This window comes from Streptomyces hydrogenans, assembly GCF_014656075.1.
Lineage (GTDB): Bacteria > Actinomycetota > Actinomycetes > Streptomycetales > Streptomycetaceae > Streptomyces > Streptomyces hydrogenans.
Map to the genome: position 1 here is coordinate 71,305 of NZ_BNBS01000028.1, position 10,349 is coordinate 81,653.

The following is a 10,349-nucleotide window of genomic DNA, read 5'->3' on the forward strand; positions in this document are numbered from 1 at the left end:
GGGGAAGGGGGTGCGCCCGGCCGGGCGCACCCCCGGGAGGGGCTACGGCCGCAGGCCGTGCTCCTTCGTCACGTCCTCGTCCACCGGCCGGTCCAGGCGGGCGTCGAAGCGGGCGAGCGGCTGGGCCGCTTCGACGGCGGGGGCGTCGACCCCGGCCCAGGCGAGGATGCGGGCGGTGGCCTTCTCCCGCTCGGCGTCGACGAGTCCGGCGACGTTGGCGCCGTGGTTGCCGCCGGGCGCGTAGTAGACGTAGCTGTCCCGGGCGCCCTTGTCGACGCGGAACGGCTCGGCGCCCCACGGGTCGTTCTGGCCGTAGACGAAGAGCATCCGGTGCGCGTTCTTGCGGACCCAGTCGTCGACGTCCCGCATGACCCACGGCTTGAACGTCATCGGGATCTCGCGGGGCACGAAGTTCGAGGCCGGCTGGTAGCCGTAGCGGCTCAGCCCGGCGAGGTGCGGCTGCCGGATGCTGGGCGAGCCCAGTTCGGTGGCCGCCTGGTAGTAGTACGGCGTGTAGTACTCCAGGCCCTGGTCGCTGTAGGCGGACCAGCCGGCGTAGGCGTCGATCGTGTCGTAGACGACGTCGTCGCTCGCGGTCCTCGCCTCCGGGATGGTGTCGCAGACGTCCTCGCCGTAGTACTGCCAGAAGCCCCAGACGAAGTCGAGGACGGTCGCCTCCCACGCCTTGTCGAGCGAGCCGACGGTGTTGAAGGTGGCGCCCTCGGCGGCGGCCCAGGTCTTGAACTTCTCCTGGAGCGGGCCGCGGCGGAGCAGGGCCTCGCGCTGGAGGGAGTTCAGGCGGTCGCGGCACTCCTTGGTGCCGACGTTCGCGAAGAACCGGTCGTAGGCCGAGTCCTCCTTGTTGACCACGTCGTTGGGGGCCACGTAGGCGACGACGCCGTCCATGTCGCGCGGGTAGAAGCGCTCGTAGTAGGTGGCGGTCATGCCGCCCTTGGAGCCGCCGGTGGAGAGCCAGTTCTCGCCGTAGACCTTCTTCAGCGCGGTGAAGATGCGGTGCTGGTCGCTGGCGGCCTGCCAGATGTCGAGCTTGGACCAGTCGGCGGGCGCCGGGCGGGACGGCGTGAAGAAGCGGTACTCCATGGAGATCTGGTTGCCGTCCACGATCCGGGTCGGCTCCGCCCGGCTCGGGGTGGTGCTCAGGCCGTAGCCGCTGGTGCGGAAGACCGTGGGGCGGTCGGTGCCCTTGTGGAGCACCGAGATCCGCTGCTGGAACGTTCCGGCCCAGGGCCGCTTGTGGTCGATCGGCTGCTCGTAGTTGAGGACGAAGAAGCGGTAGCCGGCGTACGGCTTCTCCTCGATCAGGCTCATCCCCGGGATCGCCAGGAGGCGGTCCTTGATGTCCGAGCCCTGCGTCTCCGCGACGGTGCTGACGGACTCCGTGTCCGCGGCGGTGGCGGTGGCCACGCCGGTGGAGCCCACGGTGCCTATGAGCACCGAAAGCGACAGCATCAGTCTCAGCGACTTACGCATGCACCCTCCCATGATTCACAACGGTGCCGTGAACCTAGCGGGGTGAACGTCCGGGCCGCCAGACCCGGTTGGGTCTTACCTCTGCATCAGCACAGGATCCAGCCGGTGGCGGTGGAGCGGCCGGAGACGGTCGCGGTGGCGCGGACGCACCGGTTGAGCGCGTGCACGGTCACCGGTCCGGCCTGCCGGCCCGAGCGTCCGCTCACCACGGCGGCCCGGCCGCCGCGCGGCTGGAGGGTGACCTTCATGGGCCGCGGCGCGCCGGGCCGCTTGGCGAGGACCAGGGCGCAGGCGTAGTGGCGGGTCCGGTAGAGGCGCAGCTCGCCGGTGGCGAAGGCGACCGTGCGGGCGGGCCGCCCCTGGCAGACGGAGGCGGCGTCGGCGGTGCCCGCGCCGGGCCCGGCCAGGGTCAGCAGCCCGGCCGCGAGGCCGAGGAAGAGGGCGTACGCGACGGGGTGCACGCGCGCGCGTGGCAGGGCCCGGCGGAGGTACCCGCGCGGGCGGGCGCGACGGACGTCCGCGCGCGGGCGCCCCGCGATCGCCGGGACCGCGGTGCCTCCGGACATGGTGCTCCTCCCCCGCTCTCCTCGTGGCCGTACACGTTTACGACGTCCGGGACGCCCGTACGGTTGCCCCGGCGGGACGGGTCAGCCGGCGAAGTACGCCATGACGAGGGCGAGGAAGAGCAGCTCGGCGCCGATCAGCGTCCACAGGGCGGCCCAGCGGGCGCGGGTGGGCGGGGCGCCGTACGGCACGGTGAGGGCCCGCAGCCAGGCGCCGCCCGCGACGACCAGGGTGACCGCGTAGAGCCAGCCGGGCACCTCCCCGCAGGTGCCCCGCATCACGCACGCCGTGCCGCTCTCGGAGGCCAGGGCCAGCACCACGCCGAGCAGGATCGCGGGGAGGAACAGCAGCCCCGCCCAGAGCGCGCTGCGGCGCAGCAGCCGGACCGCCCGGTCGTGGGCGGGGGCGTCGGGCGCGGCGGCGGTGTCGGGGGCGGCGGGGGCGTCGGGGACGTCGTGCATGCCACCGATCCAACCCCGGCCGCACCGGCCCGGTCATGAGCCCCCGTACTCAGATCGCGGCCGCCTCCTCCTGCTCCGCCTCCGGGTCCGCCTCGCCGATGAAGGTGCGCCACAGGGTCGCGTAGCGGCCGTCGCGGGCGAGGAGCTCGTCGTGGGTGCCGTCCTCGGCGACCCGGCCGTGGTCCATGACGACGACCCGGTCCGCGCGGGCCGCCGTGGTGAGGCGGTGCGCCACGATCAGGGTGGTGCGCCGCCCGGACAGCCGCTCGGTGGCGGCGTTGACCTGGGCCTCGGTGGCCAGGTCCAGGGCGGCGGTGGCCTCGTCGAGGAGGAGCACGTCCGGGTCGACCAGCTCGGCGCGGGCCAGGGCGATCAGCTGCCGCTGGCCGGCCGAGAGGTTCCGGCCGCGCTCGGCGACCTCGTGGAGGTAGCCGCCGTCCAGGGTGGCGATCATGTCGTGCGCGCCGGCCGCGCGGGCGGCGGCCTCCACCTCGGCGTCGGTGGCTCCGGGGCGGCCGTAGGCGATGGCGTCGCGGACCGTCCCCTCGAAGAGGTACGCCTCCTGCGGGACGACCCCGAGCCGGTGCCGGTACGAGGTGAGGTCGAGGTCCCTGAGGTCGGCGCCGTCCGCGGTGACCCGGCCCGAGGTCGGGTCGTAGAAGCGGGCGACCAGCTTGACCAGGGTCGACTTGCCGGCGCCGGTCTCGCCGACGAAGGCGACGGTCTGCCCCGCGGGGATCCGCAGGTCGATCCCGGTGAGCGCGGTCTCCGCGCCGTCGCCGGTCTCGCCGCCGTACCCGAAGGACACGTCCTCGAAGGCGAGGTCGCCGCGCAGCGAGAGCACCTCGCGGGGCTCCTCCGCGGCGGCGGTCGACGTCGGCTCCTGGAGCAGTTCCTGCATGCGGCCCAGCGAGACGGCGGCCTGCTGGTAGCCGTCGAAGACCTGTGAGAGCTGCTGGACGGGGGCGAAGAAGAGGTCGATGTAGAGGAGGTAGGCGACCAGGGCGCCGGTGGTGAGGGTGCCGGCCTCGATCCGGTTGGCGCCGACGATCATGACGGCCGCGGCGGCGGCCGAGGACAGCAGGGTGACGAACGGGAAGTAGACCGAGATCAGCCACTGGCCGCGCACCCGCGCGTCCCGGTAGGCGTCGCCGCGCTCGGCGAACCGCGCGGCGCCCGCCCGCTCCCGGCCGAACGCCTGGACGATCCGCAGACCCGCCACGGACTCCTGGAGGTCGGCGTTGACGACGCTGATCCGCTCGCGGGCCAGCTCGTACGCCTTCACGCTGGAGCGGCGGAACCAGAACGTGGCGAGGGCGAGGAACGGCAGGGTCGCGAAGACGACCAGGGCCAGCTGGAGGTCGAGGAAGAGCAGCGCGACCATGATCCCGAAGAAGGTGACGACCGACACGAAGGCGGTCACCAGGCCCGTCTGGAGGAAGCTCGACATGGCGTCGACGTCCGTCGTCATCCGGGTCATGATCCGGCCGGTCAGCTCGCGCTCGTAGTAGTCCAGGCCGAGCCGCTGGAGCTGGGCGAAGATCTTCAGGCGGAGCGCGTACAGGACGCGCTCGCCGGTGCGGCCGGTCATCCGGGTCTCGGCGGTCTGCGCCACCCACTGCACGAGGACGGTGACGAGGGCCAGCACGGAGGCGGCCCAGACGGCGCCGATCGCCAGCCGGTTCACGCCCTCGTCGATGCCGTGCCGGATGAGGACCGGCAGGAGCAGACCGGCACCCGCGTCGAGCGCGACCAGACCGAGGCTGATGAGGAGCGGCGCGCCGAAGCCGCGCAGCAGCCGGCGGAGCCCGTAGCTCGCCTCCGGCTCGACGGCGCGGGCCTCGTCCACCAGCGGGGTGTCCGCGGCGGGCGGCAGCGCGGCGACGGCGGCGAGCAGCTCGGGGGTGGCGCCCGCGGCCTTCGCCGCGCGGTCGGGCGTCTCGTCCCGCACCCACAGGGCGGGGGTGATGCCGCGCTCGGCGTCGAACTCGGCGTCCAGCTCGGCCCGCAGGACGGCGTCGTCCTCGGGGGCCGCCTTCGCCGTCCTGAGGACGTGGCCGGGCGAGACGCCGCCCAGCTCGTCGGGGTCGGTGAGGAGCCGGCGGTAGAGCGCGGAACGCTCCTGGAGCTCCTCGTGGGTGCCGAGGTCGGCGAGCCGGCCGCCGTCGAGGACGGCGATCCGGTCGGCGAGGTTGAGCGTGGAGCGGCGGTGCGCGATCAGCAGGGTCGTACGGCCCGCCATGACCGCCTTCAGGGCCTCGTGGATCTCGTGCTCGACCTTGGCGTCGACGGCGGAGGTGGCGTCGTCGAGGACGAGCAGCCGGGGGTCGGTGAGGATCGCCCGGGCCAGGGCGACCCGCTGGCGCTGGCCGCCGGAGAGGGTGAGGCCGTGCTCGCCGACCTTGGTGGCGTAGCCCTCCGGCAGCTCGGCGATGAAGCGGTCGGCGCGGGCGGCCCGCGCGGCGGCCTCGACCTGCTCGTCGGTGGCGTCGGGGACGCCGTACGCGATGTTGGCGCGGACGGTGTCGGAGAAGAGGAAGGAGTCCTCGGGCACCAGGCCGATGGCGGCCCGCAGCGACTCCAGGGTCAGCTCGCGGACGTCGTGGCCGCCGACGAGGACGGCGCCGCGGTCCACGTCGTAGAAGCGCGGCAGCAGGAGGGAGACGGTCGACTTGCCGGAGCCGGAGGAGCCCACCAGGGCGACGGTCTCGCCGGCCCGCAGCTCCAGCGAGAACCCGTCGAGGACGGGCTTCCCGCCGGCTTCGCCGCCGCCGTAGCCGAAGCTCACGTCCTCGAACTCGACGGTCGCCGGGGCGTCGGCCGGCAGCTCCTTCGTGCCGTCCTCGATGGCCGGCTCGGTGTCGATCAGCTCGACGACCCGCTCCACGCCCGCGCGTGCCTGCTGGCCGACGGTGAGGACCATGGCGAGCATCCGGACCGGGCCGACGAGGGACGCCAGGTAGGAGGAGAAGGCGACGAAGGTGCCGAGGGTGATCTGGCCCCGGTAGGCGAGCCAGCCGCCGAGCGCGAGGACGGCGACCTGGCCGAGGGCCGGGACGGCCTGGAGGGCGGGGGTGTAGAGCGAGTTCAGCCGGATCGTCCGCAGCCGCGCGGCGAACAGCTTCCGCCCCGCCTCCCGGATCTTCCCGGTCTCCTGCTCCTCCTGCCCGAAGCCCTTCACTACCCGGACGCCGGTGACGGCCCCGTCGACGACCCCGGCGACGCCGGCGGCCTCCTGCTGGGCGGCCCAGGTGGCCGGGTGGAGCCGGGTGCGGCTGCGCTTGGCGATCCACCACAGGGCGGGGGCGACGGCCAGCGCGACCAGGGTCAGCGGGATCGACAGCCAGGCCATGACGGCCAGCGAGATCAGGAACAGCAGCACGTTCCCGATCGTCATCGGCAGCATGAAGAGCAGGCCCTGGATGAGCTGGAGGTCGCTGGTGGCGCGCCCGACGACCTGCCCCGTGGACAGCTCGTCCTGCCGCCGCCCGTCGAGCCGCAGGATCGTCCCGTACATGTCGTCCCGGAGGTCCCGCTGCACGTCGAGCGCGAGCCGCCCGCCGTAGTAGCGCCGCACGTAGGTCAGCCCGTACACGAGCACGGCGGCGGCGAGCAGCAGCCCGGTCCACACGGCCAGCGACCGCGACCCGGCCCCGATCACGTCGTCGATGATCACCTTGGTGATGAGCGGCACCAGCGCCAGCAGCGCCATGCCGGCCAGCGACGAGCCCAGCGCCAGCACGACGTCCGTCCTGTACCGCCAGGCGTACGACCACAGCCGCCGCGCCCACCCCTGTTCCCGCTGCCGACCCACCACCGCCACGTGGCGCCTCCCGTCCGTCCTGGTCTACCGGAAGGCCACAACGTGCCCGACGTGCGATTTCATCCCGCCGTCACAAAGACCGGGCTTTGGTCCTAGGACCGACTTCCGGTGGGTAGGACGGCAGGAGCCACGCACGGGTGACGGAAGGGGATGTCCATGGGGCAGGTCGAGGACGGGAAGCCGTACCGCTGGGGAGGGCTGTTCGCGGCGCTGGTGGCCATGCGGTCGCTGGGGGACACGGGGCGGATCGAGGAGGCGCCGGCGCGGGAGGTGGCCGCCGCCGTCTCCAACCCCCTCAACGATTCCCTGGGCCTGCTGCGGGGGGTCGGAGAGCGCCTGTTCGCCGCGCGGGAGCGGGGCGGGAGCGCCGCCGACGCGGCCGTCGTGATCATGACCGACATAGCCCGGCTGACGCCCCCGCGCCGCGAGGCCAGGGGCACCCTGAGCCGGCGCGAGGCGAAGGAGTTCGTCCAGGGCTACGAGGCCCGCTTCGCGGAGTACCGCAAGACGTGGGAGTCCCTGACGGGCTGAGCCACCGGGCTCCCGGCCCCGCGGGCGTCGCGGCGCCCCGCTCAGAGGTGCGTCGGTTCGAACATCCTCAGGAGGGCCGGGAGGACGACGACCGAGGGGCCGGGGGTGGCGAGGGACTTCGCCAGGTCCGTGGTGAGGGCGTCGGGGGTGGTGCGGACGGCGGGGACGCCGAAGGACTCGGCGAGGGCGACGAAGTCGGGGCGGGCGAGGTCCGTGCCGGTGGCCTCGCCGTAGGCGTCCGTCATGTACTCGCGGAGGATGCCGTAGCCGCCGTCGTCCACGATCAGCCAGGTGACGTCGAAGCCGTACTGCTTCGCCGTCGCCAGCTCGGCGATCGAGTACATCGCGCCGCCGTCGCCGGAGACCGCGAGGACCGGGGTCGTCGGGTCGGCGGCGGCCGCGCCGAGGGCGGCCGGGTAGGCGTAGCCGAGGCCGCCGGCGCCCTGCGCGGAGTGCATCGTGTTGGGGTGCCGGGCGTCGAAGGCGGACCACGCCCAGTAGGCGAGGATCGTCATGTCCCAGAAGCTGGGGGCGCGGGGCGGCAGCGCCTCGCGGACCGAGGCCACCAGCCGGTGCTCCAGCTCCAGGTCCTGCGCGGCGAGGCGCGCCGCGACCTTGTCCAGGACCTCGCGGACCCGGACCGGGGCGGTCGCGTCGGTGCGGTCCTCGGCGGTCTCCAGGAGCGCCTGGAGCGCGAGCCGGGCGTCCGCGTGGATGCCGAGCGCCGGGTGGTTGGACTCCAGCTTGCCCGCGTCCGCCTCGATCTGGATCACCCGGCCGCGCGGGGCGAAGGTGTGGTAGTTCGAGGACAGCTCGCCGAGCCCGGAGCCGACGACGAGGAGGACGTCGGCGTCCTCCAGGAAGTCGGTGGTGTGCCGGTCCTCCAGCCAGGACTGGAGGGAGAGCGGGTGCGTCCAGGGGAAGGCGCCCTTGCCGCCGAAGGTGGTGACGACGGGCGCGTCCAGCTTCTCGGCGAGCGTGCGGAGCTTGCCGGAGGCGTCGGAGCGGATCACCCCGCCGCCGGCGATGATCGCGGGGCGTTCGGCCGTCGAGAGGAGGTGCGCCGCCAGCGCGGTCAGTTCCGGGCGCGGGGCGATGTCCTCGGGGGTGGCGTCCATGGCCGTGACGACGGGCAGGATCGTCTCCGCCGTGAGCACGTCCTGCGGGATCTCGACCCAGACCGGGCCGTGCGGGGCGGTGAGCGCGGACTCCCAGGCGGCGGCGATCGCGGACGGGATCTGGGAGTGCGTGCGGACGGTGTGGACGGACTTCACGACGTCGCGGAAGCTGGCCTGCTGGTCGCGCAGCTCGTGGAGGTGGCCGTGGCGGCCGCCGCCGAGCCCGGCGGCGGGGATCTGGCTGCCGATGGCGAGGACCGGCGCGGAGGCGGCGGCGGCCTCCTGGAGCGCGGCGAGCGACATCAGGGCGCCGGGGCCGGTGGAGAGGAGCAGGGGGGCGGCCTCGCCGGTGATCCGGCCGTAGGCGTCGGCGGCGAAGCCCGCGTTGTTCTCGACGCGGAGGCCGACGTAGCGCAGCGACGAGCGGCGGAGGGCGTCGAACATGCCGAGGGCGTGCTGGCCGGGGAGGCCGAAGACCGTGGTGGCGCCGAGGCCGGTGAGCGTCTCGATGACGAGGTCGCCGCCGGTTCGCCCGGGGGGCGGGTTGAGGGCGGCCTCCGTCTGCGCGGGCGTCGGGCGCAGGACCAGGTCGTGGTCGTGGGTCATGTCGGAGGTCCCTGGGCGTCGTGGGCGGGTGCGGGCCGTGGCCGGGGCGTGCCCGTCCGTTCCTCGGAACGTCCGCGCGCACCCCGGCCGGTGTCGGCTTCTACTGTGCCGTACGGCTCGCCGCGATCTGGCGGCTCATGATCGTGGTCAGCTCGTACGCCGTGTGGGAGGCGGCGACGGCCGTGATCTCGGCGTGGTCGTAGGCGGGGGCGACCTCCACCACGTCGGCGGAGACGAGGTTGCAGGAGGAGAGGCCGCGGAGGATCTCCAGGAGCTCGCGGGAGGTCATGCCGCCCGCCTCGGGGGTGCCGGTGCCGGGGGCGTGGGCCGGGTCGAGGCAGTCGATGTCGATGGAGATGTAGAGCGGGCGGTCGCCGATGCGCTGGCGGAGCTGGTCGGCGACCTCGTCGGCGCCGCGGCGGTAGACGTCCGCCGAGGTGACGATGCCGAAGCCCATCTTCTCGTCGTCGGTCAGGTCCTGCTTGCCGTAGAGCGGGCCGCGGGTGCCGACGTGGGAGAGGGCGGAGGTGTCGAGGATGCCCTCCTCGACGGCGCGGCGGAAGGGCGTGCCGTGGGTGTACTCGGCGCCGAAGTAGGTGTCCCAGGTGTCGAGGTGGGCGTCGAAGTGGAGCAGGGCGACGGGGCCGTGCTTCTTGGCGACCGAGCGGAGCAGCGGGAGGGCCACGGTGTGGTCGCCGCCGAGGGTCATCATCCGGGCGCCGGTGGCGAGGAGGTCGTCGGCGGCGGCCTCGATGGTCTCGACGGCCTCGTTGATGTTGAACGGGTTGGCGGCGATGTCGCCGGCGTCCGCGACCTGCGCGAGGGCGAAGGGGGAGGCGTCCTGCGCCGGGTTGTAGGGGCGCAGCAGGCGGGACGCCTCGCGGATGGCGTTGCCGCCGAAGCGGGCGCCGGGGCGGTAGGAGACGCCGCTGTCGAAGGGGATGCCGACCACGGCGACGTCGGCGGTGCCGACCTCGTCGAGCCGCGGCAGCCGGGCGAACGTCGCGGGCCCGGCGTACCGCGGGACGCGGGACGAGTCGATCGGGCCGCGCGGGGTGTTCTGGTCGCTGCTCATGGTCGGTGCCTCCTGGGCTGTCGTCGGGGTGCGGCTCGACCGTAAATCGCCCGGAAGCCACATTGAAGTGTACTTTTCCTCCACTGAAGGGGCCGGAGATGTACGAAGGGACCATGCCGTGACGTTCTCGAAGCCGCCCGCCGCTCCCCCGACGCACCCCGCGCCGCCGGTGCCGCTCGCCGCGCTGCTCGGCCGCCGGGAGCTGGGGCTGCGGCTGCTGGCCGGCCCGGACGACGTGGCCCTGCACTGGGTGCACACCTCGGAGATGGCCGACCCGTACCCGTATCTGCTCGGCGGCGAGCTGCTGCTGACGGCGGGCGTGCAGCTGGCCGACCCGGCGCGGTACGTGGAGCGGGTGGTGGAGGCGGGCGCGGCGGCGCTCGGCTTCGGGGTGACGCCGGTGTACGACACGGTGCCGGTGGAGCTGGTGGAGGCGTGCGTCCGGCACGGGCTGCCGCTGATCGAGGTGCCGCCGCGGACGCCGTTCACGGCGGTGGCGCGGGCGCTGTGGCGGCTGATGGCGGAGGCCAGGCTGTACGAGCTGCGCCGGGTGACGGAGGCGCAGCAGTCGCTGGCGACGGCCGCCGCCCGCCCTGCGCCGGTGCCGGCGGTGCTGGGCGCGCTGGCGTCCCGGCTGGGCGGCCTGGCGGTGCTGTGCGGCGCGGACGGCACGGAGTCGG

The 10,349-nt window shown here is 74.0% G+C and carries 8 protein-coding genes; 2 read left to right on the forward strand and 6 right to left on the reverse strand.

Features of this window, described 5'->3' with window-relative positions; translation table 11 throughout:
* Positions 1–42: 42 nt before the first annotated feature.
* From IE321_RS14810 to IE321_RS14825, 4 genes are all read right to left on the reverse strand, one after another.
* Positions 43–1,491 (reverse strand): serine protease, encoded by a 1,449-nt coding sequence (locus IE321_RS14810; protein ID WP_190223226.1) that lies wholly within the window; start codon positions 1,489–1,491, stop codon positions 43–45.
* Positions 1,492–1,577: 86 nt separating this feature from the next.
* Positions 1,578–2,057, reverse strand: a complete 480-nt coding sequence (locus tag IE321_RS14815; protein WP_229916408.1) for a hypothetical protein — start codon at positions 2,055–2,057, stop codon at positions 1,578–1,580.
* Positions 2,058–2,138: 81 nt separating this feature from the next.
* Positions 2,139–2,516, reverse strand: coding sequence for a hypothetical protein (locus IE321_RS14820; RefSeq protein ID WP_190223227.1), 378 nt, complete (start codon positions 2,514–2,516; stop codon positions 2,139–2,141).
* Between the two features lie 49 nt (positions 2,517–2,565).
* Positions 2,566–6,339 carry an ABC transporter ATP-binding protein gene (locus tag IE321_RS14825; RefSeq protein WP_190223228.1) on the reverse strand — a complete coding sequence of 1,258 codons (3,774 nt, stop codon included), beginning with the start codon at positions 6,337–6,339 and terminating at the stop codon, positions 2,566–2,568.
* A gap of 156 nt (positions 6,340–6,495) precedes the next feature.
* Here IE321_RS14825 and IE321_RS14830 point away from each other — a divergent pair, with 156 nt between their 5' ends.
* Positions 6,496–6,870 (forward strand): hypothetical protein, encoded by a 375-nt coding sequence (locus IE321_RS14830; protein WP_190223229.1) that lies wholly within the window; start codon positions 6,496–6,498, stop codon positions 6,868–6,870.
* 41 nt (positions 6,871–6,911) lie between these two features.
* Here the strand turns inward: IE321_RS14830 and IE321_RS14835 are convergent, their stop codons facing one another.
* On the reverse strand, positions 6,912–8,594 hold the full coding sequence (locus tag IE321_RS14835) for a thiamine pyrophosphate-binding protein (RefSeq protein WP_190223230.1): 1,683 nt from the start codon (positions 8,592–8,594) through the stop codon (positions 6,912–6,914).
* 100 nt (positions 8,595–8,694) lie between these two features.
* A complete protein-coding gene (gene speB / locus IE321_RS14840) occupies positions 8,695–9,669 on the reverse strand; it encodes an agmatinase (RefSeq protein ID WP_190223231.1) in 975 nt (324 codons plus the stop codon).
* A gap of 118 nt (positions 9,670–9,787) precedes the next feature.
* On the opposite strand from speB, the gene IE321_RS14845 reads away from it, so the two are divergent.
* Positions 9,788–10,349, forward strand: a 562-nt coding sequence (locus IE321_RS14845) for a PucR family transcriptional regulator ligand-binding domain-containing protein (RefSeq protein ID WP_229916409.1), incomplete at its 3' end; no start/stop codon positions are given.